26 protein-coding genes are annotated in these 21998 nt (G+C 60.6%); 24 read left to right on the forward strand and 2 right to left on the reverse strand.

Features of this window, described 5'->3' with window-relative positions; all coding sequences use genetic code 11:
• Positions 1–21 precede the first annotated feature (21 nt).
• Both trxC and WG219_18555 read left to right on the forward strand, forming a co-directional pair.
• Positions 22–456, forward strand: coding sequence for a thioredoxin TrxC (trxC, locus tag WG219_18550; protein WXL25279.1), 435 nt, complete (start codon positions 22–24; stop codon positions 454–456).
• Between the two features lie 94 nt (positions 457–550).
• Positions 551–994: a YiiD C-terminal domain-containing protein gene (locus tag WG219_18555; protein WXL25280.1), complete on the forward strand. Its 444-nt coding sequence runs from the start codon at positions 551–553 to the stop codon at positions 992–994.
• A 19-nt stretch (positions 995–1013) separates the two neighbouring features.
• On the opposite strand, the gene WG219_18560 is transcribed toward WG219_18555, so the two are convergent.
• Complete coding sequence (locus tag WG219_18560; GenBank protein ID WXL25281.1) at positions 1014–1784, reverse strand: ParA family protein; 771 nt, start codon at positions 1782–1784, stop codon at positions 1014–1016.
• A 203-nt stretch (positions 1785–1987) separates the two neighbouring features.
• Here WG219_18560 and WG219_18565 point away from each other — a divergent pair, with 203 nt between their 5' ends.
• The 22 genes from WG219_18565 (at position 1988) to WG219_18670 (ending at position 20870) form a co-directional block, all read left to right on the forward strand.
• Positions 1988–2704 carry a beta-ketoacyl synthase chain length factor gene (locus WG219_18565; protein ID WXL25282.1) on the forward strand — a complete coding sequence of 239 codons (717 nt, stop codon included), beginning with the start codon at positions 1988–1990 and terminating at the stop codon, positions 2702–2704.
• Positions 2683–3486 (forward strand): lysophospholipid acyltransferase family protein, encoded by an 804-nt coding sequence (locus tag WG219_18570; GenBank protein WXL25283.1) that lies wholly within the window; start codon positions 2683–2685, stop codon positions 3484–3486. The genes WG219_18565 and WG219_18570 overlap by 22 nt, the downstream gene beginning before the upstream one ends.
• Entirely contained in the window at positions 3467–3727 is a 261-nt protein-coding gene (locus WG219_18575; GenBank protein WXL25284.1) for a phosphopantetheine-binding protein, read from the forward strand. The genes WG219_18570 and WG219_18575 overlap by 20 nt, the downstream gene beginning before the upstream one ends.
• Before the next feature lie 11 nt (positions 3728–3738).
• On the forward strand, positions 3739–3999 hold the full coding sequence (locus WG219_18580; GenBank protein WXL25285.1) for an acyl carrier protein: 261 nt from the start codon (positions 3739–3741) through the stop codon (positions 3997–3999).
• Positions 3999–4544: a hypothetical protein gene (locus WG219_18585; GenBank protein WXL25286.1), complete on the forward strand. Its 546-nt coding sequence runs from the start codon at positions 3999–4001 to the stop codon at positions 4542–4544. Before WG219_18580 ends, WG219_18585 begins: the two co-directional genes overlap by 1 nt.
• Positions 4541–6226: an AMP-binding protein gene (locus WG219_18590; protein WXL25287.1), complete on the forward strand. Its 1686-nt coding sequence runs from the start codon at positions 4541–4543 to the stop codon at positions 6224–6226. Before WG219_18585 ends, WG219_18590 begins: the two co-directional genes overlap by 4 nt.
• Positions 6219–6953, forward strand: a complete 735-nt coding sequence (locus tag WG219_18595; protein ID WXL25288.1) for a glycosyltransferase family 2 protein — start codon at positions 6219–6221, stop codon at positions 6951–6953. The genes WG219_18590 and WG219_18595 overlap by 8 nt, the downstream gene beginning before the upstream one ends.
• Positions 6950–7885, forward strand: a complete 936-nt coding sequence (locus tag WG219_18600) for a glycosyl transferase (protein WXL25289.1) — start codon at positions 6950–6952, stop codon at positions 7883–7885. The genes WG219_18595 and WG219_18600 overlap by 4 nt, the downstream gene beginning before the upstream one ends.
• Positions 7866–9407 carry an aromatic amino acid ammonia-lyase gene (locus WG219_18605; protein WXL25290.1) on the forward strand — a complete coding sequence of 514 codons (1542 nt, stop codon included), beginning with the start codon at positions 7866–7868 and terminating at the stop codon, positions 9405–9407. Before WG219_18600 ends, WG219_18605 begins: the two co-directional genes overlap by 20 nt.
• Positions 9400–9825 carry an acyl-CoA thioesterase gene (locus WG219_18610; GenBank protein ID WXL25291.1) on the forward strand — a complete coding sequence of 142 codons (426 nt, stop codon included), beginning with the start codon at positions 9400–9402 and terminating at the stop codon, positions 9823–9825. The genes WG219_18605 and WG219_18610 overlap by 8 nt, the downstream gene beginning before the upstream one ends.
• Positions 9822–10430 (forward strand): outer membrane lipoprotein carrier protein LolA, encoded by a 609-nt coding sequence (locus WG219_18615; GenBank protein ID WXL25292.1) that lies wholly within the window; start codon positions 9822–9824, stop codon positions 10428–10430. Before WG219_18610 ends, WG219_18615 begins: the two co-directional genes overlap by 4 nt.
• Positions 10420–12759 (forward strand): hypothetical protein, encoded by a 2340-nt coding sequence (locus tag WG219_18620; GenBank protein WXL25293.1) that lies wholly within the window; start codon positions 10420–10422, stop codon positions 12757–12759. The genes WG219_18615 and WG219_18620 overlap by 11 nt, the downstream gene beginning before the upstream one ends.
• Positions 12756–13916, forward strand: a complete 1161-nt coding sequence (locus WG219_18625) for a sodium:proton antiporter (protein ID WXL25294.1) — start codon at positions 12756–12758, stop codon at positions 13914–13916. Before WG219_18620 ends, WG219_18625 begins: the two co-directional genes overlap by 4 nt.
• Positions 13903–15147, forward strand: coding sequence for an NAD(P)/FAD-dependent oxidoreductase (locus WG219_18630; protein WXL25295.1), 1245 nt, complete (start codon positions 13903–13905; stop codon positions 15145–15147). The genes WG219_18625 and WG219_18630 overlap by 14 nt, the downstream gene beginning before the upstream one ends.
• Before the next feature lie 17 nt (positions 15148–15164).
• Positions 15165–15890: a class I SAM-dependent methyltransferase gene (locus tag WG219_18635; GenBank protein ID WXL25296.1), complete on the forward strand. Its 726-nt coding sequence runs from the start codon at positions 15165–15167 to the stop codon at positions 15888–15890.
• Positions 15890–16390, forward strand: coding sequence for a DUF3261 domain-containing protein (locus WG219_18640; protein ID WXL25297.1), 501 nt, complete (start codon positions 15890–15892; stop codon positions 16388–16390). The genes WG219_18635 and WG219_18640 overlap by 1 nt, the downstream gene beginning before the upstream one ends.
• A complete protein-coding gene (locus tag WG219_18645; protein ID WXL25298.1) occupies positions 16390–17604 on the forward strand; it encodes a beta-ketoacyl-[acyl-carrier-protein] synthase family protein in 1215 nt (404 codons plus the stop codon). The genes WG219_18640 and WG219_18645 overlap by 1 nt, the downstream gene beginning before the upstream one ends.
• Positions 17601–18065 (forward strand): hotdog family protein, encoded by a 465-nt coding sequence (locus WG219_18650; GenBank protein ID WXL25299.1) that lies wholly within the window; start codon positions 17601–17603, stop codon positions 18063–18065. Before WG219_18645 ends, WG219_18650 begins: the two co-directional genes overlap by 4 nt.
• Complete coding sequence (gene fabG, locus WG219_18655) at positions 18062–18790, forward strand: 3-oxoacyl-ACP reductase FabG (protein ID WXL25300.1); 729 nt, start codon at positions 18062–18064, stop codon at positions 18788–18790. Before WG219_18650 ends, fabG begins: the two co-directional genes overlap by 4 nt.
• Positions 18790–20025, forward strand: coding sequence for a beta-ketoacyl-ACP synthase (locus WG219_18660; GenBank protein WXL25301.1), 1236 nt, complete (start codon positions 18790–18792; stop codon positions 20023–20025). The genes fabG and WG219_18660 overlap by 1 nt, the downstream gene beginning before the upstream one ends.
• A gap of 85 nt (positions 20026–20110) precedes the next feature.
• A complete protein-coding gene (locus WG219_18665; protein WXL25302.1) occupies positions 20111–20551 on the forward strand; it encodes an excinuclease in 441 nt (146 codons plus the stop codon).
• A 37-nt stretch (positions 20552–20588) separates the two neighbouring features.
• The gene (locus WG219_18670) at positions 20589–20870 is read left to right on the forward strand and encodes a cytochrome c (GenBank protein WXL25303.1); all 282 of its coding nucleotides are present in this window, start codon (positions 20589–20591) and stop codon (positions 20868–20870) included.
• Between the two features lie 57 nt (positions 20871–20927).
• Here the strand turns inward: WG219_18670 and WG219_18675 are convergent, their stop codons facing one another.
• Positions 20928–21839, reverse strand: a complete 912-nt coding sequence (locus WG219_18675; protein ID WXL25304.1) for a hypothetical protein — start codon at positions 21837–21839, stop codon at positions 20928–20930.
• Positions 21840–21998 lie beyond the last annotated feature (159 nt).

Genomic DNA, 21998 nt, shown 5'->3' on the forward strand with positions numbered 1-21998 from the left:
AATCCTGCTCTGGAGTCTCTCATGTCCAATCCGCTGCTTATACCTTGCCCCAGCTGTAATGGCCTCAATCGCATCCCGTCTGACCGTCTTGCCGATGGCCCACGCTGCGGCCGCTGTAAGAGCGAAGTGCTGCCTGCATCGCCATTCGAATTAAGCCAAGCCAACTTCGCCAGCCAGCTCAAGGGCGACCTTCCCTTGTTGGTGGATGTCTGGGCGGACTGGTGCGGGCCTTGCCGCAGCTTTGCCCCAACCTTTCAGCAAGCTGCTCAGCAACTGCAAGGTCGCTGCCGCCTAGGCAAACTCGACAGCGAGAATAACCAGCCACTCTCCGCTCAATTGGGTATTCGCTCTATCCCCAGCTTGATCCTGTTTAAGGGTGGTGTCGAAGTCGCCCGTCAGAGCGGTGCCATGCCGCTGCCGCAACTGCTCGGATGGCTGCGACAACAGAGAATTTGAGCGATTCGGTCAACCCGACGGGGCGCCTTGGTCATTACGTGCCGTCCGGTCTGCCATTACGCTGGCAGGACAACAACAAGACCGGAGTCGCCCTATGTCTATGCCCATCGAACTGGTGCGCCAGCTGACTGAAGAGCAGATCGCCTTTATCAAACGCACTGACTTAAAAGCTGAAGTGCTAGAGCCTGGCTTTGTGCGGCTGCGCATGCCCCTGGCGGGCAACCAGAACCACATAGGCAGCATGTATGCAGGTGCCTTGTTCACCCTCGCCGAACTACCCGGCGGTGCGCTGTTCCTGACCAGTTTCGATGTGCAGCACTTCTACCCCATCGTTAAAGAGATGAACCTGCGCTTTCGACGCCCCGCGACCGGCGACATTTGGGTTGAGGCACGCCTCAGTGACGACGAGATAGAGCGCTTGCAAAGCCAAGCCAGCAGCGACGGAAAAGCCGAGTTCACCCTTGAGTTGCAACTGACCAATGCTGCGGGCGAGGTGGTGGCAGAGAGTGTTGGGCTCTACCAGCTGCGGAAGCACTGAGAGCCCACCCAACAAGCGATTAATCCGCCTCGTTCAGCAAATCATGTAATTCAACAAACTGCTGCGTCAGTTTGTGGCTGCGGTCGAGGTAGATCAGCGGTGTGCAAGCCTGATGGGATTCGCGCATTTTCACCGAGCTCATCAGGTGTACCGGCAACACCGGCAATTCCTCTTCGATCAATTCATCAATGATCTGCTGCGGCAGGCTGGCACGGGGTTGGAACTGGTTAACAACAATCCCCTCCACCTCCAGCCCCTCATTGTGGTCTTCCTTGAGTTCCTCAATTTCTGCCAACAGGCCATAGAGCGCCTGACGAGAAAAACTGTCGCAATCAAAAGGGATCAGGACGCGATCCGCAGCGATTAGGGCAGAAACCGTATAGAAGTTAAGGGCTGGTGGCGTATCCAGATAAATACGCTCGTAATCCTCACTCAAGCTATCTAACAGCTTCGCCAGCTTGTTGATCTTGTGCTTTTGCTCAAGTTTGGGTTGAAGCTCTGCCAACTCCGCTGTGGCGGTGACCACATGCAAGTTATCGAACGGGGTTTCGTAAATATCCACTTTGTTCTTACGGAACGAGGTCGAAGCCAACGTTTGCTTGAAGAACTCGGCAATGCCCATGGGGATGTCGTCCCCAGTTAAACCCGTTAAGTACTGGGTGGAGTTGGCTTGAGCATCCAGGTCGATCAAAAGCGTCCGATACCCCTGTGAAGCGCTGACCGCCGCCAGGTTGCAGGCAATACTGGACTTACCCACACCGCCTTTCTGATTAAAGATAACGCGTCGCATCGTGACCTCCTAAACCCCGGACTGAAGTGATTCTATGCACAATTACAGAAAAGGATGAAGGATTTACGGAATCGTCTGATTGACAATCTTTTTCATAGAATTTGCGCAGTCCCGAGCGGGACTGGATAATGCGACCATAATGCCAACGAAAAAGCCGTCCTAAGCGGGTTTGACTGGGCGTAGGAATATTTGGACTTACCCGCGTGACACACTTCCGGATCGAACAATGGCGCGCCTGGGCACCAGGCGTGGACAGTACGGCTGACTGGCTTGCCTGGCACCAGGCACCGTCGTGCCTGCCCGATCTTGGCCAGCAGCCCGATGTCAGTGCATTGCCTGCGATGCAACGCCGCCGCCTTAGCAGGCTGGCACGCATGGCATTCCATGTGGCCTGGCCACTGGCAGAAGATTTGCCGCAAGTGCCTATGGTGTTCACCAGCCGACACGGTGAAACACCACGTACGTTGGCGATCCTCAGCGATCTTGCACATAACGAGCCGCTGTCTCCCACCCAATTCAGCCTTTCGGTGCACAACGCCATTATCGGCTTGTGGTCGATCCAGCGTAGCGACACCAGCGAAATGACGGCCCTAGCAGGCGAAGGTGATGGTCTGGAAACCGCCGTACTGGAAGCCTGCGGCCTGCTTCAGGAAGGCGCGCCGGCCGTGTTGCTGGTCATTGCCGAAGAAACACCGCCCGAACTGTATCGCCCCTATATAGATGACGTGCCATTCCCCTATGCCGTTGCCCTGCTGCTTACGCCCGGCAATGACTGGAACCTGCAATTGAGCAAGGAAAGCGGACCACGCTCGCAGTGGCCCCACGCTCTGAATCTGGTACGCGCGCTGTGCGGTGGCCAGACGGTATTGCAGCATCATTGGAAGAACCGGAAGTGGACATGGTCGAACGAAAAGGTCTGAGCACATACAGCCATCCTTACTGGTGGCGCTTGATCGCAACTGCTTTGAGTTTCAGCCTATTCGGAATCGGCGGCTTCCTCCTGCGCGTTCTGGTCTTCCCACTGCTGCGACTGCTGCCCGGTGATGCCGTCACCCAGCGCACTCGCTCCCGTGCCGTGGTCAGTGCGACCTTCTACTACTTTGTCCGCTTTATGTACCGCACTGGCGTGCTGACCTATGAAGTAGAAGGCATCGAACGCCTGGGGCAACCGGGGCAAATGGTCATTGCCAACCATCCATCCCTGATCGACGTGGTGGTGCTCATTGCCTTTATCCGCGACGCCAACTGCATCGTTAAAGAAAGCCTCTGGCACAACCCCTTTATGCGCGGGCCTATCCGCGCCGCGCAGTACATCAGCAACAGCGGCAGCGTGGACATGCTGGAAGAAGCAGCAGGCGCCTTGCGAGAAGGCCAAACCCTGATCGTATTCCCCGAAGGCACCCGCACCACGCCGGGTGAGTTTCGTGAGTTTCACCGTGGTGCTGCGGCCATTGCCCTGCGCGGTGCCCGCGTGGTGACACCGGTTGTGATCGATGTCACCCCCACGACCCTGACCAAGGCTGAACCTTGGTACAGCATTCCGTCGCGACGTTTTCACTTCCGCCTGCGCGTGGGTGAGGATATCGACGTACAAGCGTTCAATGGCGCCGACCCTGCCCCGGTGGCCTCACGCAAACTTAATCAATTCCTGCACCAGCACTTCCTTAAGGAGCTCGCCCGAGATGAGCAATCTAGAACTTGAAATTAAGAATCTGATCATCGACGCCCTGGGCCTTGAAGACATGACCGCCGAAGACATCGCCGCCGACCTCACCCTGTTCGGTGAAGGTTTAGGCCTGGACTCGGTAGACGCCCTGGAGCTAGGCCTGGCCATCCAGAAACGCTTCGGCATCAAGATTGACGCTGAAGCCAAGGACACCCGCAAGCACTTCGCCAACGTGGCCAGTCTGGCGGCATTCGTTTCTTCGCAACAACCCGCCTGAGGATCGCGCCGATGCAAACCCGTGACGATATTTTCAACACCCTGCGCGACGCCCTCGTTGAACTGTTTGAACTGGAACCTGAGCGCATCACGCTTCAGGCCAACCTGTATCAGGACTTGGAAATCGACAGCATTGATGCCGTCGACCTGATCGACCACATCAAGCGCCAGACCGGCAAAAAGCTCGCGGCCGAAGAGTTCAAAGCCGTGCGCACCGTGGGCGATGTGGTTGAAGCCGTATTCCAACTGGTCAACAGCCCAGCCGCTGAATAATGGCGCGCCTGTTTGGCCTGCTGTTGCTGATTGCCGGAGTGCTCTACCCGTTTGCCGTGTATTACGGCATGGAGCACCTGTCGCCCCAGTGGTTTGCCGTATGCCTCGGCGTGCTGTGGCTCGCCCGTGCGCTTTCGCAGCGGGGCAAGCCCGGCAACCTGTGGATGACGGCGGTTGCACTGTCGTTCTGCCTGCTACTGGGCTTGTCGGCACAAGAACAGCTGCTGCGCTGGTATCCAGTGCTGCTCAACGGCTTGCTGATGGTGACATTTGGTCTGAGCTTAAAGTATGGCCCGCCGCTGATTGAGCGACTGGCACGTATTCGTGAGCCGTACTTGCCCGAGGTCGCTATCCGCCATATACGGCGGGTCACACAGGTGTGGACACTGTTTTTCCTGCTCAACGGCTTGGTGGTTGTGGCGCTGAATTTCTGGGCCCCACTAAGTTGGTGGACGCTGTACACCGGCCTGATTGCCTATGTGTTGATGGGCCTGTTGTTTGTCGGTGAGTGGCTGGTACGCCAGCACGTAAGGAGACACGAATGAACTGGCTGCCCCTTGAGCGCCTGTTAGAAACTGCCCAGCCTGGCCGTCAGGTGACGCCACAGCTGGAGCATCCCGCACTGCTGCAACAGGCCCTGCAATTGGCCTTTGTTCTGCAACAGCGCGGCGTACAGCGTCTGGCCCTGCATATGGAAGACGCCGGTGAGCTGGCCATTGCCCTGCTGGCCGCTTGGCGCGCTGGCATCGCCGTTGTGCTACCGGCTGATGCGCAAGCCAACACCCGTCAGCGCCTGGCCACCAGCTGTGACCTGTGGCTGGACACCCTCGACGGCCTGTTCACAGCGGCCAGCCCGGCACTCGATCCCGCCCTGCTGGCGGTGGATAACTGCCGTCTGACCCTGAGCACTTCGGGCTCCAGTGGTGAAGCCAAGCTGATCGACAAATCCCTGCGTCAGCTCAGCAACGAAGTCGAAGCACTGGAAGCCCTCTGGGGCGAACAAGTTGCCGGTGCGACCATTTTCGGCAGCGTTGCCGCGCAGCATATTTACGGGCTGCTATTCCGCGTGCTGTGGCCGCTGTGCGCCGGGCGCTGTTTTATCCCCCGTGCCTTGCCGTTCCCAGAAGATTTACAGCGCGAAAGCCTGAACCTGATCCGCGAAGACAGCAGCAAGCGTTTCGCTTGGGTAGCCAGCCCCGCCCTGCTCAAACGCATGGGTGACAACCTCGACTGGGCCGCGCTGCAACAGGTGCGTCAGGTGTTTTCCTCCGGCGGTGCGTTGCCTGCTGAAACCGCCACGGAGCTGCACCGCCTGCTCGGTCAGTGGCCGACTGAAATCTACGGCAGTTCGGAAACCGGCGGCATCGCCTGGCGCCAAGGTGGCGAGCTGTGGACGCCGTTTGCAGGGATTGAAACCGGCAGCAATGAGGACGGCGCGCTCAATCTGATCTCCCCTTATTTGCCGGAAGGCCACCGCGAGCAGACTGCCGATGCTGTGAGCTTTGAAGCCGATGGCCGTTTCCGCCTGCTGGGTCGTCTGGATCGCATCATCAAGCTGGAAGAAAAACGCATCTCCCTGCCCATGTTGGAGCAAGCACTGATCAATCATGAATGGGTCAGTGATGCCCGTTTAGGCGTGATTCAGCAGGGCCGCGCCTACCTCGGCGCACTGGTCAGCCTGTCGCCTGCAGGCCTGCATGCGTTGCGCAATCAGGGCCGCCGTACACTGACGGAAACCCTGCGCCAGCACCTCACACAACACACCGAAGCCATCGCCCTGCCGCGTCGCTGGCGGCTGCTCGCACAGCTGCCGTACAACGCACAAGGCAAGCTGACGCAAGTCTGTGTGGATGAATTGCTCGCAGCACCGCGTCCCAAACTGGTCGAGCCACTGTCGGCCGTCGAGCAGGATGGCGAGTGGCAACTGGAGCTGGATATCCCGCTGGATTTGGCCTACTTCACCGGCCACTTCCCGCAGACCCCGGTGCTGCCTGGCGTAGTGCAGGTGGACTGGGCCCAGCAACTGGCTCGGCGCCTGATCCCCGATTTGCCACCCCGTTTCGGCGGCATGGAAGTGCTTAAGTTTCAGCAACTGGTGCGCCCCGGCGACCGCCTGCAACTGACCCTGCGTTTCGATGCCGAGCGCGGCAAGCTGTATTTCGCCTTCCGCAATGGCGAGGCAGCCTGTTCATCTGGCCGCATTCTGCTGGGGGCTGCCGGTGTATAAGGCCTGCGCGGTGATTCCGGTCTACAACCACGGGCGTACCCTGCCTGCGGTGGTGGCCGAGTTGCACAAAGCCGGTTTGCCCTGCGTACTGGTGGATGATGCCTCTGCTGCCGAGTGCGCTGCCGTGATGGATCAGCTCGCCACTCAGGCCGACACTCACCTGCTGCGGCTGCCGCAGAACCAAGGCAAAGGCGGCGCGGTGATGGCCGGCCTACGCGAAGCCGCTCGCCTCGGTTTTACCCATGCCTTGCAGGTAGATGCCGACGGCCAGCACAACCTGAGCGATGTCAGCGTGTTTGTCAGCGCCTCGCAAACTGCGCCGGATGCACTGATCTGCGGTTATCCACAGTACGACGCCAGTGTGCCGAAAGGCCGTCTGTATGCGCGCTACCTGACCCACGTGTGGGTGTGGATCAACACCCTGTCGCTGCAAATCCGCGATTCAATGTGCGGCTTCCGCGTATACCCACTGGCGCAGACTCTGGCGCTGATCAACCACGTCAATATCGGTAAACGAATGGATTTCGACACCGAGGTACTCGTGCGTCTGGCCTGGCGCAATCAGCCCATGCACTGGCTGCCCACCCGCGTGCACTACCCGGAGGATGGCCTGTCCCACTTCCGCCTGTGGCACGACAACGCGCTGATCTCAAAAATGCACGCCAAGCTCTTCTTCGGCATGCTCCTGCGCGCCCCGCGTATCCTCTGGCAAAGGTGCTGGCGATGAGCAGTCAACACTGGGCCAGACAGCGCGAACGCGGCAGCTATATCCTGATGAAGCTGACGGTCATGCTCTCGCGCCTGCTCGGCCGTCGCCTAATCAGCCCGCTGCTGCACCTGATCGTTGCCTACTTTTACCTGTTCGGCAGCACCGCCCGACGCAGCATTTTCGAATACCAGCAGAACCTGGCGCAGTGGAGCGCCCGCCCTGATCTCAAGCCCACCCAGCTGACCGTGTTCCGCCAGTTCATGGCCTTTGCTGACACGCTGCTGGACAAGCTTGATGTGTGGAGCGGCAGGATTGGCCTGGAGCGCCTGGAGCTGGTCGACCCGGAGAACATCTGCGGCAAGTTATATGAGCAAGGCCGCGGGCAGATTCTGGTGGCTTCGCACTTAGGCAACCCGGAAGTCTGCCGCGCCCTGGCCGAAATCGGCGAAGACGTGACCATGAACGTCCTGTTGCACACCAAACACGCCGAACAATTCAACCGGTTGCTCAGTGAGTCCGGTGCCAGTCAAATGCGCCTGATCCAGGTCAGCGAACTGGACGCCGCAACCATGATGCAATTGTCCGAACGCCTGGATCGGGGCGAGTGGCTGGCCATTGCCGGCGACCGCGTCCCGCTGCGAGGCAGCCGCAAAGCCATTGTGGAGTTTCTCGGCAAGCCCGCCGCGTTCCCACAAGGCCCATGGCTGATGGCGGGACTGTTGCAATGCCCGGTCAACCTGATTCATTGCCTGAAGTTCGATGGCCGCTACAAGGTCACCATCGAGCCGTTTGCCGAGCGCATCGAATGGAAGCGCAGCGAGCGTGATCAGGTGATTCAACACTGGGCCCAACGCTATGCCGACAGCCTGGCACAGCGCTGCCTGAGTGCCCCTTTGCAGTGGTTCAACTTCTACCCGTTCTGGAATAAAGATGACGACACACCAGCCTGATCCCGTAGTTTTTGGCGAGCATGCTCTGAGCATCGAACAGATCGTTGCCCTGTCTCAGCGCCGCGCTCCGGCGCAGCTGCAGAGCGACGCCGCCTACCGGGAGAAAATCGCCAAGGGCGCCCGCTACCTCGACAGCCTGCTCGACCGCGAAGGCGAGATCTACGGCATTACCACCGGCTACGGCGACTCCTGCGTGGTCTCCGTACCGCTGCATCAGGTTGAAGCCCTGCCGCGCCACCTGTTCACCTTCCACGGCTGCGGCCTGGGCAAACTGCTGGATGCGCCGAGCACCCGTGCCGTACTGGCCAGCCGTTTGCAGTCGTTGTGCCACGGGGTTTCTGGCGTACGCGTAGAACTGCTGGAGCGTCTGCAAGCCTTCCTTGAGCACGACATTCTGCCGCTGATCCCGGAAGAAGGCTCGGTGGGTGCCAGTGGCGACCTCACGCCGCTGTCTTACGTTGCCGCGACCTTAACGGGTGAGCGTGACGTCCTGTACAAAGGCGAACGCCGCACCTCCGCGGAGGTTCACGCTGAGCTTGGCTGGACGCCGCTAACCCTGCGCCCGAAAGAAGCCCTGGCCCTCATGAACGGCACAGCGGTGATGACTGCCCTGGCCTGCTTGGCCTACTCCCGCGCCGATTACCTGCTGAAGCTGGCGACCCGCATCACCGCACTCAACGTGGTGGCCCTGGAAGGCAACCCGGAGCACTTTGACGAGCGCCTGTTCGCCGCCAAACCCCATCCGGGCCAGACTCAGGTTGCCGCCTGGCTGCGCCAAGACTTGGCGATTAACGCGCCAACGGCTCCGCTGCATCGCCTGCAAGATCGCTACTCGCTGCGCTGCGCCCCACACGTACTCGGCGTATTGGCCGACAGCCTAGGCCTGCTGCGCCAGTTCATCGAGACTGAACTGAACAGCGCCAACGACAACCCGCTGATTGATGCCGAAGCCGAGCGCGTGCTGCACGGCGGCCACTTCTACGGCGGGCATATCGCCTTCGCCATGGACAGCCTGAAGAATCTGGTGGGCAACGTTGCTGACCTGCTCGACCGCCAGCTCGCCCTGCTGGTCGACGTGCGCTACAACCACGGCCTGCCGAGCAACCTGTCCGGCGCGCCAGCGGAAACCGCGATGATCAACCACGGCTTTAAGGCCGTGCAGATCGGCGCCAGCGCCTGGACCGCCGAAGCGCTGAAAAACACCATGCCGGCTAGCGTGTTCTCGCGCTCCACTGAATGCCACAACCAGGACAAAGTCAGCATGGGCACCATCGCCGCCCGCGATGCCCTGCGCAGCTTGGAGCTGGCCGAACAAGTGGCCGCCGCCACCTTGCTGGCCGCCAACCAAGGCGTATGGCTGCGTCAGCAGGCCGGTAAAGACGACATCCCAGCACCGCTGCTGAGCATGCGCGAGCAGTTGGCCAGCGAGTTCCCGCCGGTGATCGAAGACCGCGCACTGGAAGCAGAGCTGCGCCTGTGCCTGACCCGTATCCGCGAACAACACTGGAGCCTGTATGCGTAGCAAAGGTGTGGTGCAGGCTGAGATCGAGCTGCAAGTCCAGTTCTACGACGTCGACATGATGGAAGTGGTTTGGCACGGCCACTACGTCAAATACTTCGAGCAGGCGCGCTGTGCCCTGCTCGACAAGCTCGGCCACAACTACACGCAGATGCGCGACGCTGGATACGCCTGGCCGATCATCGACCTGCAAGTGCGCTACATGCGTGGCGCACAGTTCGGCCAGAAGCTGATTGTCCGAGCGGATCTGGTGGAGTGGGAAAACCGCCTGAAGATCAACTACCTGATCGTCGACGCCGAAACCGGCGAGCGCATGACACGTGGCAGCAGCGTGCAGGTGGCGGTGGAAATCGCCAGCCGCGAGATGCAGTTCGTCTGTCCGAAAGTCTTCACGGATGCCGTCGAGAGGGCCATGCAATGAGCTTAAGGGCAGTCACCAGAAGTTTCTCCATTGTCCTGCTTGGGCTGCTGGCAACCGCCGCCCAAGCCTTCGATCTGGATCAGCTCAGCGCCCAGTTGGCCAAGCCCGCCGTGGTGCGCGGCCCGCTGATTCAAGAGAAACACCTGCGTGCCCTGCCCAAGCCACTGACCAGCCGTGGCCAGTTCGTGCTCAGTGGCGAACACGGCCTGCTCTGGCAACTGCAAAGCCCGCTTAAGCAGGATTACCGCATTACCCAAAACGGCATCGCCAAGCGCACCGCCGCAGGCTGGCAACAACAGCCGGGGCAGGATGTAGCGGCCCAGCAAAGCCGTCTGTTTCTGGCCGTACTCAAAGGCGACCACAGCGGCCTTGCCCGTGACTTTCAGTTGGAGCTGAGCGGCACGGCGGACAACTGGCAACTGAACCTGACGCCCAACTCGCTGCTGCTGAAACAAATCTTCAGTCGCATTCAGATTGAGGGTGGCGCGCTGGTTAAGCAGATCGAACTGAGCGAAACCCAGGGCGATCGCACCGTGCTGCGTCTGCCAGACAGCCAGACCGGTGATGCCCTGAGCGAACAGGAGCTGCGCGACTTTGAACAGTGAGCGTCTGCTGCCCCGCGCCTTTTTGCTGTTGCTGCTGGCCCTATTGGCGCTGGCAGCATGGCAGTGGCGTGCCGGTCCGCCGGTGGCAGCCGACATGCTCGCGTTACTGCCCAAAGACAGCGACGACGCACTGATCCAGCAAGCCGAAGAGCGCATGCAAGCACCGCTTAACCGCGAGCTGCTGCTGTTGGTCGGCCACGCCCAACGGGATCAAGCCATCGCTTTAGCGCAACACGTCGCCGGGCAATTAGAGGCCAGCCAGCGCTTCAGCCAAGTGCAGTGGCAGGTCAATGATGACCTCGCCAGCCTGCGCGACTACCTGCGCAGCAATCGTCTGGCCCTGCTGCCTGCGGCTGACCGCGAACTGCTGCTGAATCACCCGCAACAGCTGATTGAACAACGTGCCGCGCAGTTCTTTGATCCGTTCAACAGCTTCAGCCTGTTGCCCACAGAAGAAGACTGGTTCGGCTTTGCCGCCCGCGCCCAACAGGCGCTCAACCACGGCAGCCGCGTACAGCCTGACCTCAGCAGCGGCGCACTGTTGATTGAAGACAACGGCACCACCTGGGCCTTGCTGCGTGCCAGCGCCCACGGCAGCGCCTTTGATATGCAGGAACCGCCGCTGATTGCCGAGCAAGTGGCCGCCAGTCGCGCTCAGGTTGAAGCCGCAGGCGGTGAGCTGCTGGCCACGGGCGGCGTGCTCTACGCGGCTGCTGGGCAAGCCAAAGCCACCCGCGAGATTAGCCTGATCGGCGGTGGCGCGACCCTCGGCACCTTGCTGCTACTCCTGTTCGCCTTCCGCCGCCTGCGCGTGTTGGTCAGCTTGCTGCCGATTGGCATGGCGCTGCTGGCAGGCATCAGCGCTTGTGTGCTGGTGTTCGGCCAGATCAACGCCCTCACCCTGGTGCTCGGCGCCAGTCTGGTCGGGGTCGCGGCAGATTATCCGCAGCACTACTTGAGCAAGAGCTGGGCACAAAACGCCGAGAGCCACACCTGGGACAGTTGGGCCGCGGTGCGCGCCACGCTGCCGGGCCTGAGCTTGAGCTTGGGCACCAATCTGGTCGGTTATCTAGCCTTGGCCTTCACCCCGTTCCCGGCCTTGACCCAAGTCGCGCTGTTCTCAGCAGCCGGTTTAGTGGCGGCGTACCTGTGTTCAGTGTGCCTGCTGCCTGCCTGGCTGCGCGGCCTACAGCTGAGGCCGGCGCCGAGTCTGATGAACCTGAGCACGCGCCTGCTCAGCCTGCGTGAGCGCCTACTGCGTAAAACCGGCAGCACACCGCTGTTCCTACTGCTCATGTTGTTCTGTGCAGGCGGCATCTGGCAGTTGCACACTCAAAACGATCTTCGCCAATGGCTAGGCAAAGAGCCGCAACTGGCGGCACAGGCGCAGCGCATTGCCGAGCTGACCGGTCAGCAACCCACCAGCCAGTTCTTTCTGGTGCGGGCTGATAACACTGAACAACTGCTGCAACGTCAGGCCGAATTGAGCCTGCGTCTGGATCAAGCCATCAGCGCAGGCAGCCTGCGCGGTTATCAAAGCCTGACTCAACTGGTCGCCCCACAAAGCCAGCTGCAGCCGCTGCACGATGCGCTGCACAAGCTCCCTGAACACTGGCAGCCGCTGCTCGACCTTGGCCTTGAGAGAAGCGCGCTGGAGCAGGAGCTGAACCTGCTCAGCACCCGCACGCCAGCGACACTGCAACAGGCGCTGGCCAGCCCGATTGGCGAGCCGTGGCGAGCGCTGTGGCTGGGGGACAATGAGCAAGGCGTCGCGGCCATCGTCAGCCTGCAAGGGCTGAACAGCAGCGCCGAACTGCAAACGCTTGCGGCTGGCCTGCGGGGCGTGCAGGCAGTGGATCGCATCGGCGAACTCAATGCCCTGTTCAGCGTCACCCAACTGACCGCGGCTGAACTCAAACTGATCTCCTCAGCCGCCATTCTGGTGCTGCTGTGCATCCCCTTTGGCTTCGGCGGCGCGCTGCGTGTGGTCTGCCTGCCGCTGCTGGCCGCCTGCGCCGCGCTGGCCTGCCTTGGCTGGTTGGGCCAGCCCCTGACCTTGTTCAGCCTGTTCGGCCTGCTGCTGATCACTGCGATTGGCGTTGATTACGCGATTCTGATGCGGGAGAACATTGGTGGCGCGGCAGTGAGCCTGCTCGGCACCTTGCTCTCAGCGATCACCAGTTGGCTGTCCTTCGGCTTGCTACTGATCAGTGATACTCCGGCCATTGCCAACTTCGGTCTGGCCATCAGCCTCGGCCTGCTGTTCTGCTTCCTGCTCGCGCCATGGGCCGGGCACGCCCAGGCTAAAACTGCCGGAGCTGTCCTATGAGCGTGCTCGGTTTCTGGTTAATCGCTCTGGTGATCTACGCGCTGGTTGCCACCCTCGGTGGTAAGCGCCTGATCCCAATTGTGGGCCAGTTGCTGGTGGCCAGTCTGGCGATACCTGCCCTGCTGCTGGGCTGGGTTGAACCGCATTGGCAGCTCAGCGCAACCGACCTGCTCGCCCCGGACTGGCTTCAACTGCTCTACGGCCTGTGCTTTGCCCTGCTGCTGGGTTACATCCTGAGTGATGTGATTGATCTGGATGTGAGCAGCGCCTGCCTGAAAATCGCCCTGCCGAGCTTCCTTGTGCCGATGCTGGCCGGGCTGGCCTGCGCTTTGTGGCTGTTGCCCGGCGAGCACAGCTGGCTGAGTGCAGTGGGCATCGGCCTGCTGTTTTCCATCACCGCGATTCCGGTGCTGTACCTGTTTTTGCAGAACATCGGCTACCCGCCGGAGCAAACCAAGCGCCTGATGCATGCGGCGATTCTGATGGATTTTCTGTGCTGGAGCCTGTTCGGCTTAGCCCAAGGCAGCAATGATCCGGCGGCCCTGCTGTGGCCGTTGCTGGCTGCTGCGCTACCTGCCATGTTGCGAGCGCTGGGCTTGCGTCACGGTCTGTTCTACAGCCTGCCGTTCTTTGCCCTGATGGTGCTGTTCCAGTACCTGCACCTGAATGCGCTGGTCTTCGGCATCGCTTACATGCTGTGCCTGGCTTGGCAGAAGCAGCCTTTTCAATTACCGCTGAAGGATGCGCATTTCAAGCGTTTGCTCAACGGCCTAGCGGTGCCGCTGATCCTCACTTACGGCGTGCTCTGGGTGGATTTCCACAACCTCGGCAACGGCCTCACCTGGCAGCACCTGCTGGCCTTGTTTGTACTGCCGGTGCTGAGCAAAGTCATCGGTAGCTGGCTGGGCCTGCACTGGGCTGATCCGCAAAGCCCGGCGCGGGTGAAATGGCACGAAAGCATCCTGCTGAATATTCGCGGCCTGACCGAAATCGTCTTCCTCAACTTGCTCCTGCAATTGCAGCTGATCGACTCGCTGGTGTATTTCAGCCTGTTGCTCATGAGCCTGTTTTCAACACTGCTGCCAGCACTGCTCGGCCGCAGGTCTGCCAAATCCTTAAAGCATAACGAGGCCAGTAGAAGCCATGAACTCACCTGAAGTTGAACGGCGTAGTGTCGTAGTCATTGGTGCGGGCCCTTCCGGTTCAATCGCCGCCGCCATCCTCAAACGCAAAGGTCACGATGTCCTGATTCTGGAGCGTCAGCGTTTCCCACGCTTCTCCATCGGCGAAAGCCTGCTCTCGCACTGCCTGGACTTCGTTGAAGAAGCCGGGATGCTGGAGGCCGTGCGTGCAGCCGGTTTCCAGACCAAGCACGGTGCAGCGTTCGGCTGGGGCGAGCGTTACAGCGAGTTTGACTTCCGCGATACCTTTACGCCGGGCATGGGCTCGACCTATCAGGTGCTGCGTGCTGATTTCGACAAGCTGCTGGCTGATCAGGCCGAGCTGCAAGGCACGGAGATTCGCTACGAAGAGGAAATCTACGCGGTGGATTTTGACCGCGCCCAGCCGCGCCTGAGTGTGCGCCGCTTGCAGGATGGCCATGAGTATCAGATCGAGTGCGATTTCGTCCTCGATGGCAGTGGTTACGGCCGCGTGCTGCCGCGCCTGCTCGACCTTGATACGCCGTCCAGTTTCCCGGTGCGTAAAGCCGTGTTCACCCACGTGGAAGACCGCAGCGCAGGCACTGGCTTTGACCGCGAAAAAATCCTCATCACCACCCATCCGACCCTGCGCGATGTGTGGTTCTGGACCATCCCATTCAGCAATGGTCGCTGCTCGGTTGGCGTGGTGGCCGCTGCGGAACGCTATGAGGGCCGCCCGGACGATCTGGATGCCTGCCTCAAGCAGTTCATCGAAGAGACCCCAAGCCTTAACAAGGTGCTGAAAAACGCCGTGTGGGACACCCCGGCGCGTACCATTGGCGGTTACTCGGCCAACGTCAAATCCCTGCACGGCCCAGGCTTTGCACTGCTGGGCAACGCAGCGGAGTTCCTCGACCCGGTGTTCAGCTCTGGCGTGACCATCGCCATGCGCTCCTCCAGCATGGCCGCGAACCTGCTCGACCGTCAGTTGAAGGGCGAAAGCGTGGACTGGGAAACCGAGTTCGCCATTCCCCTCAAGCGCGGCGTGGACACCTTCCGCGTGTACGTTGAAGGCTGGTACGACGGCAGCTTCCAGGACGTGATTTATTACGAGAAAGCCCAACCGGAAATCCGCCGCATGATCAGCTCGATCCTTGCCGGTTACGCTTGGGACGAAAAGAACCCTTACGTCGCCGAACCGCGCCGCCGTTTGCGGGTACTCGCTGAAGTCTGCGCCAGCAACTGACTTAACCAAGGACTGTTATGAACAACCCGGCCGCTACCTACGTTGAAGAAACCCGCTTTGGCTTCTGGTTCCTGCGCAGCCATGTGTGGCACCACCATGTGCTGCGTGTGGCGATCAACGACCTGCTGACCCGCTTTGACACGCCACTGCCTGAGGCACCGGTGATTCTCGATGCAGGATGCGGTCAGGGCCGCTCATTCGGCCTGCTGGCTAATGCATTTAGACCGTCAAAGATCATCGGTCTGGACGCCGACCCGCACAGCCTCGACTGCTCCCGCGCCGAGGCTCAGCGTCTGGGTCTGGACGTGGATCTGGTGCTCAGCGATTGCGGCAAAATCGACCTGCCTGATGCCAGCGTTGACCTGCTGTTCTGCCATCAGGTATTCCATCATCTGGTGGAACAGGAAAAGGCCTTGGCCGAGTTCTGGCGCGTGCTGAAACCGGGCGGCCGCCTGTTGTTTGCCGAGTCCACTAAGTACTACATCGACACGTGGGTAATCCGCTGGCTGTTCCGTCACCCGATGCACGTGCAAAAGAGTGCCGACGAATACCTGGCCATGCTGCGCGGCCAAGGCTTCCAATTCACTGAGCAAAACATCTCCTACCCTTATCTGTGGTGGAGCCGCTCGACTGACTTCGGTCTGCTGGAGCGCTGGGGCCTGCAAAAGCCCAAGCCGTTCGGCCAACGTAATGAAACCCTGGTCAACGTGGTCGCGACCAAACCGCTGGAGGCAACTGCCTGATGCTACGCGCCCTGTTGTTAAGCCTGAGCCTGCTGCTGAGCGCCTGCGCCAGCCACACCGCCCTGCCTGAACGGCAGACCGCATTGGTGGCTGAGTTGCCGCTAACCTTGCAGGTGCAACGGCAAACAACAGCCGACCAGCAAGACTGGCTGCTCGTGCTGCAAGACGAAAACGGCAGCCTGCGCGCCTCACTGTTTGACCCGATTGGCGTACCGCTTGCGCGCCAGCAACTGCGTGACGGCTCCTGGCATAACGACGGCCTGCTGCCGCCCAATTACGAAGCCCGTGAGCTGTTCAGTGCCCTGCTGTTTGCCCTGACACCGGCTGATCAGCTAAACGCAGCCTACCCAAGCGACAACTGGCAGGTGCAGGCAACGGGCAGCCGCCAGCTCGCACCGCAGTGGCGTATCGACTACCGCACGCCGCTGGATTTCACCCTGTATCAACCGGCTGACCTGCGTTACCAGATCAGCCCGCTCCCTGACGACAAGGCACCTTAATGGCTACTTACTTGAACGCCCTGGGGCTCAATTGCGCACTCGGCCAAGGCAAAGCTGCCGTGGCCCGCGCCCTGTTTAGCGGCGACAGCAGCGGCATGCGCCGCGAAAGCGGCTGGGTTCCCGAACTCTCGCTCACCGTGGGCGCCGTGCCCGGCGAGCTACCGCCCCTACCAGAGCTGGCAGAGCACCCGCTGTGTCGCAACAGCCAGCTGCTGCTGGCCGCCGCACTGGAGATTGAAGACAGCCTGCGTGCAGCTGTGGCCCAGTTCGGAGCCGAACGTGTTGGCGTGGTACTCGGCACCAGCACCACCGGCATCGACGAAGCCAGCCAGGGTATCGCCCACTTTCTGCACAACGGCGAACTGCCGCCCAGCTATCACTATGCCCAGCAGGAGCTGGCAGAACCGGCCAGCTTCCTCAGCGACTGGCTGGGCGTCTGCGGCCCCAGCTACAGCATCTCCACCGCCTGCACCTCCGGTGCCCGCGCCCTGCTCAGCGCCCAGCGTCTGCTCAATCTCGGCGTATGCGATGCGGTGATCTGCGGTGGCGTGGACAGCCTGTGCAAGCTCACGCTGAATGGTTTCTCGGCTCTGGAAGCCGTCAGCCCGGAACTGTGCAACCCGTTCTCGCGCAACCGCAAAGGCATCAACATCGGCGAAGGTGCAGCGCTGTTCCTGATGACCCGTGAACCGCTGGACGCAAGCAGCGCGCCCATCGCCCTGCTTGGCGGCGGCGCCAGCTCGGATGCGCACCATATTTCCGCACCGCACCCGCAAGGCACCGGTGCGCAAACCGCCATGAGCAAAGCCCTGACGGCAGCTGGCATCACTGCCGAGCAAATCGACTACCTCAACCTGCACGGCACCGCGACCCAGCACAACGACGCCATGGAAAGCATCGCTGTGCAGGCCATCTTCCCCCACGGCGTGCCCTGCTCCAGTAGCAAGCCGCTCACCGGGCATACCTTAGGTGCTGCGGGCGCGCTGGAGGCGGCGTTCTGCTGGCTGAGCCTGAGCACTTACAACGCCGACAACCTGCTGCCCCCCCAGCGCTGGGATGGCGAGGCCGATCCGGCCCTGCCTGCACTCAACCTGGTGAAGCCCGGCACACATCTGACAACACGCAACGGACGCGCATTGATGAGTAACTCTTTCGCCTTTGGCGGCAACAACATCAGCCTGATCATCGGCGACGCCCAAGGAGAACGCCCATGACCTTGTGGCCAGTTGCCGAGCTAGTGCCCCATGCAGGGGACATGATCCTGCTGGATCAAGTCCAGCGCTTTGGCGATGAAGACATCGAAACCCGCCTCACCGTGCGCGACGGCGGCCTGTTCAATCAGGACGACGGCAGCCTGCCCGCCTGGGTCGGCATCGAAATCATGGCGCAAAGCGTCGCGGCCTACGCGGGCTGCCATGCCCGCACACGCGGCGAGCCAGTTGAGCTGGGCTTTTTGCTCGGCACTCGCAACTACCAGTGCAATGTTGAGCGCTTTCCGCTTGGCGCCGAGCTGCACATCCACGCCACCCGCTCCCTGCAAGACGACAACGGCATGGGCGTTTTCGAATGCCACTTAACCGGCACTGGCATTGAAGCCATCGCCCGGCTTAACGTATTCCGCCCGCCGCAGGTGGCCAGTTATCTACAAGAAGAATTTCAGGATACACAACGATGAGTGAAACCATTCTGGTCACAGGCTCCAGCCGGGGTATCGGCCGTGCGATTGCCTTGCGTCTGGCCAAAAGCGGCTACGACATCGTCCTCCACTGCCGCTCCCGTATCGAAGAAGCGCAGGCCGTGCAGAGCCAGATCGAAGCACTGGGCCAACAGGCGCGCATCCTTCAGTTCGATGTCTCCGACCGCGCTGCCTGCCGCGCCACACTGGAAGCCGATGTTGAACAACACGGCGCTTATTACGGCGTGGTCTGCAACGCTGGCCTGACCCGCGACGGTGCGTTTCCCGCCCTGAGTGAAGATGATTGGGACAGCGTGCTGCGCACCAACCTCGATGGTTTCTATAACGTCCTGCACCCGCTGACCATGCCGATGATCCGCCGCCGCAAGGCCGGGCGCATTGTCTGCATCACCTCGGTGTCGGGTTTGATCGGTAATCGCGGCCAGGTCAACTACAGCGCCAGCAAAGCCGGTGTGATCGGCGCTGCCAAAGCCCTCGCCATCGAGCTGGGCAAGCGCAAAATCACCGTCAACTGCGTCGCGCCGGGGCTGATTGATACGGACATCGTTGATGACGACGTGCCGATTGAAGAAATCCTCAAAATGGTCCCGGCAGCCCGCATGGGCACACCGGAAGAAGTGGCCGGTGCAGTTAATTTTCTGATGTCTGAGGAGGCGGCTTACATCACCCGCCAGGTCCTCGCAGTGAACGGTGGGTTGTGCTGATGAGTGGATTCAAACGCGTTGTAGTCACCGGCATGGCAGGCGTGACCTCACTGGGCAGCGACTGGCCGACCATCAAGGCGAACTTCGCTGCGGGTAAAAGCGGCATCCGCTACATGCACGAGTGGGAACGCTACAGCGAATTGAACACGCGCCTAGGCGGCCCGGTGGATGACTTTGAAGCCCCCAAACACTGGACCCGCAAGCAACTGCGCAGCATGGGCCGTGTCTCCAAGCTCGCGGTGTACGCCGCTGAGCGTGCACTGGAGCATGCCAACCTGCTGGGCAACCCGATCATTGCGGATGGCCGCATGGGCGTAGCGTGCGGCTCCTCCACCGGCAGCACCGAAGAAGTCAAAGCCTTCGGCAACATGCTGCTCAACTCGGTGGCCGATGGCCTCAACGCCAACTCCTATATCCGCATGATGCCGCACACCACCGCGGCCAACATCAGCATCTTCTTCGGCCTTAAGGGCCGCCTGATCCCGACCTCCAGCGCCTGCACCAGCGGCAGCCAGGGCATCGGCTATGCCTACGAGGCAATCAAATTTGGTCGCCTGAAAATGATGCTCGCAGGCGGCGCAGAAGAACTCTGCCCCACCGAGGCCATGGTCTTCGATGCGCTGTACGCCACCAGCCTGAAAAACGACACGCCGCACCTGTCGCCACGCCCGTATGACAAAGACCGCGACGGTCTGGTGATCGGCGAAGGCGCAGGCATGCTGGTATTGGAGGAACTGGACCACGCCCTCGCCCGTGGCGCGACCATCTATGCCGAAATCGTCGGCTTCGGCTGCAACTCAGACGGCCAGCACGCCACCAAACCGGAAAAAGCCACCATGCGCGGCGCGATGGAACTGGCACTGGAAGATGCCGGGCTTGAGCCTTCAGTCATCGGCTACGTCAACGGCCATGGCACCGCAACCGATCAAGGCGATGTGGCTGAGTCCCAAGCCACCCAGGAACTGTTCGGCCCGCATATGCCCATCAGCTCGCAAAAGAGCTACTTCGGCCACACCCTCGGTGCCTGCGGTGCCCTGGAATCCTGGTTCAGTATCGAGATGCTCAACAGCAACCAGTACGTGCCCACGCTCAACCTCGACAACATCGACCCAGCCTGCGCTGAACTGGACTACCTGCGCGGTGAATTCCGCGAAATGAACAACCAGTACGTGATGAACAACAACTTCGCGTTCGGTGGCGTGAACACGTCACTGATTTTTAAGCGCTGGGCCTGACAGCCCCACAGACTGAATTACACTAAACGCACAACAGTACCAGCCAGAACAGATCAATCAGTCGTTTCAACAAGGAGTAGAAGCTATGAAAATAAAATCGTTGATTGCAGCAGCAATCGTTCTGAGTCTCGCCCCGGCCATCAGCCAAGCCCGCGACACGGCTCATTTCCTGCCCTTCGACCAAGTGGTCCAGGAAGCCACCAGCGCAGGCCGCCTGGATGGCAGCGTTAAGTTCTACTTGGCTGGCAAACCGGGCGGCAAAGTACAAATCGTACGCCCGGGCGTGACCACGAGCCAGAAGACCAACGCCTTCAACAAGAGCGATGAAGCAGCCTGCAGCTGGGCCCTGCAATCTGCGCTGGTGCGCCTGCAAAACGCAGCCAAATCCGCTGGCGCCAACGCCGTGGTTAACTTGGCCAGCAACTACAAAAACGTCGAGTACAAAGACTCCCAGAAATACGAATGCCACGCCGGTGCCGTCATGGCAGGCGTAGCCCTCAAAGGCGACCTCGCAATTGTTAAGTAAGGCTGTTTGGCCCGGCCTCACAGCCGGGCTACTGCTCTTGGCGAGCCTGCCTGCCGTTGCTGAAACAGACGGCAAGCAGCTCTACCAGCAGCGCTGCGCCAAATGCCACGGCGACAACGGCCGCGCCAACACCCTGCGCGGCTGGCTCTCGTTTGCCCAAAACCTGAGCAAAGCCAAGTGGCAGGATCGCACCAGCGATGACGAGATCATCGCCGCCATCCAACAAGGCCCCGGCGCCATGCCCGCCTACGCTGACAAGCTCAGCACAGACGAACAACAGGCGCTCGTGCAATACGTGCGTGGGTTGCGTAAACCTTGATCCAGAGCGTGTGGATAACCTGAGTTATCCACACGCCTGCTTATGTTTAACGGCCCATTAGCCGAACAACGAATCCTGCGTTTTTAACGTGCTGCTATACTGCTCAAACACGCGCTCCAGCTCATCCTTAAACGCCTCAACCTGCGCTGACAGATGCGTTTGCAAGTAGGCTGATGCATCCTGCCAGATCACTTCGGCCCTGCCATCGAGCAGGCCTAAGCGCTCCAGTTGCCAACGTACATCCCGCTCCCACCAGCGCGAAGGCTCCAGATTGCGGCAAAGCCCTCCTTCTAAGTAGTACTGGATAGTCCCCAGGGTTCTGTACTCCACGTGCAGTGCTTCGGCACATTGCTGCAACGCCTGCTTGCCCGGCTCTGTGTGCTTGTCGATGGCGATCCAGTAGGGAAACGCTTCAGCAACGTACTCAGGCATTGAGAGCGCGGGGATCTGGTTGATCACCGCCAGATAAGCGCTGGCCAGCGAAAACACCTTATCGCCCGGCAGGCCAGAGCCACGAAACGCAGTCTCGGCTTTTTCGATCACGCTCAGGTTGCTGCCTGCAACTGGCTGGCTATGAATCCATTGCCAGAAAGCATCGGGGCGGCGAATCGCCTCGGCGACGATCCTCAGGTCTTTGCTGGTTGGATCGCCCTTAACCAGCAGGCTGCGATAACCGTTCTCCAACTCCGCCGCCAGGCTGCCCAGCCCCGCCGCGTTCTTATTCTTCGCAGCACGGGCCATCTCGGTGTATTGGCGGATCAGTGCATCTTCCTGCGTCGTAAATTCAAGCTGGACAACGTAGGCCAAGACTTCCTCACAGGCGATAACCCCCAGACGATTACGCAGCCACACCGCCCCACCCTGTTGCAACAGATAAACAACCGCCTTCTCCGCCACCTCCACAGCACCGCGCCGCACCGCCTTCTGCAATAGAGACCGGCAGATTTGCTCAGTGGCCAGGGTTTTCATTCATCAAAACCATTAGAAGCCATACACACATTATCTATTCGCAGCATTTCGGCATTCGGCTATAAGCCGTTTAGCCAACAAGCGCCGAGAGAGCCTCTTAAGTGCCCGCTTAGGGTGCAACCGTCAATGATGACAATTCGACATCCCTTGTGCGAGTCT

It is taken from the genome of Pseudomonas mendocina (genome assembly GCA_037482215.1).
Classification (GTDB): domain Bacteria; phylum Pseudomonadota; class Gammaproteobacteria; order Pseudomonadales; family Pseudomonadaceae; genus Aquipseudomonas; species Aquipseudomonas mendocina_E.

Bases quoted from the DNA above. Each gene is read 5' to 3' on its own strand.
- trxC (WXL25279.1), top strand. From the start codon at position 22: ATGTCCAATCCGCTGCTTATACCTTGCCCCAGCTGTAATGGCCTCAAT.
- WG219_18555 (WXL25280.1), top strand. From the start codon at position 551: ATGTCTATGCCCATCGAACTGGTGCGCCAGCTGACTGAAGAGCAGATC.
- WG219_18560 (WXL25281.1), bottom strand. From the start codon at position 1,784: ATGCGACGCGTTATCTTTAATCAGAAAGGCGGTGTGGGTAAGTCCAGT.
- WG219_18570 (WXL25283.1), top strand. From the start codon at position 2,683: ATGGTCGAACGAAAAGGTCTGAGCACATACAGCCATCCTTACTGGTGG.
- WG219_18575 (WXL25284.1), top strand. From the start codon at position 3,467: ATGAGCAATCTAGAACTTGAAATTAAGAATCTGATCATCGACGCCCTG.
- WG219_18580 (WXL25285.1), top strand. From the start codon at position 3,739: ATGCAAACCCGTGACGATATTTTCAACACCCTGCGCGACGCCCTCGTT.
- WG219_18585 (WXL25286.1), top strand. From the start codon at position 3,999: ATGGCGCGCCTGTTTGGCCTGCTGTTGCTGATTGCCGGAGTGCTCTAC.
- WG219_18590 (WXL25287.1), top strand. From the start codon at position 4,541: ATGAACTGGCTGCCCCTTGAGCGCCTGTTAGAAACTGCCCAGCCTGGC.
- WG219_18600 (WXL25289.1), top strand. From the start codon at position 6,950: ATGAGCAGTCAACACTGGGCCAGACAGCGCGAACGCGGCAGCTATATC.
- WG219_18605 (WXL25290.1), top strand. From the start codon at position 7,866: ATGACGACACACCAGCCTGATCCCGTAGTTTTTGGCGAGCATGCTCTG.
- WG219_18610 (WXL25291.1), top strand. From the start codon at position 9,400: ATGCGTAGCAAAGGTGTGGTGCAGGCTGAGATCGAGCTGCAAGTCCAG.
- WG219_18615 (WXL25292.1), top strand. From the start codon at position 9,822: ATGAGCTTAAGGGCAGTCACCAGAAGTTTCTCCATTGTCCTGCTTGGG.
- WG219_18625 (WXL25294.1), top strand. From the start codon at position 12,756: ATGAGCGTGCTCGGTTTCTGGTTAATCGCTCTGGTGATCTACGCGCTG.
- WG219_18630 (WXL25295.1), top strand. From the start codon at position 13,903: ATGAACTCACCTGAAGTTGAACGGCGTAGTGTCGTAGTCATTGGTGCG.
- WG219_18635 (WXL25296.1), top strand. From the start codon at position 15,165: ATGAACAACCCGGCCGCTACCTACGTTGAAGAAACCCGCTTTGGCTTC.
- WG219_18640 (WXL25297.1), top strand. From the start codon at position 15,890: ATGCTACGCGCCCTGTTGTTAAGCCTGAGCCTGCTGCTGAGCGCCTGC.
- WG219_18645 (WXL25298.1), top strand. From the start codon at position 16,390: ATGGCTACTTACTTGAACGCCCTGGGGCTCAATTGCGCACTCGGCCAA.
- WG219_18650 (WXL25299.1), top strand. From the start codon at position 17,601: ATGACCTTGTGGCCAGTTGCCGAGCTAGTGCCCCATGCAGGGGACATG.
- fabG (WXL25300.1), top strand. From the start codon at position 18,062: ATGAGTGAAACCATTCTGGTCACAGGCTCCAGCCGGGGTATCGGCCGT.
- WG219_18660 (WXL25301.1), top strand. From the start codon at position 18,790: ATGAGTGGATTCAAACGCGTTGTAGTCACCGGCATGGCAGGCGTGACC.
- WG219_18665 (WXL25302.1), top strand. From the start codon at position 20,111: ATGAAAATAAAATCGTTGATTGCAGCAGCAATCGTTCTGAGTCTCGCC.
- WG219_18675 (WXL25304.1), bottom strand. From the start codon at position 21,839: ATGAAAACCCTGGCCACTGAGCAAATCTGCCGGTCTCTATTGCAGAAG.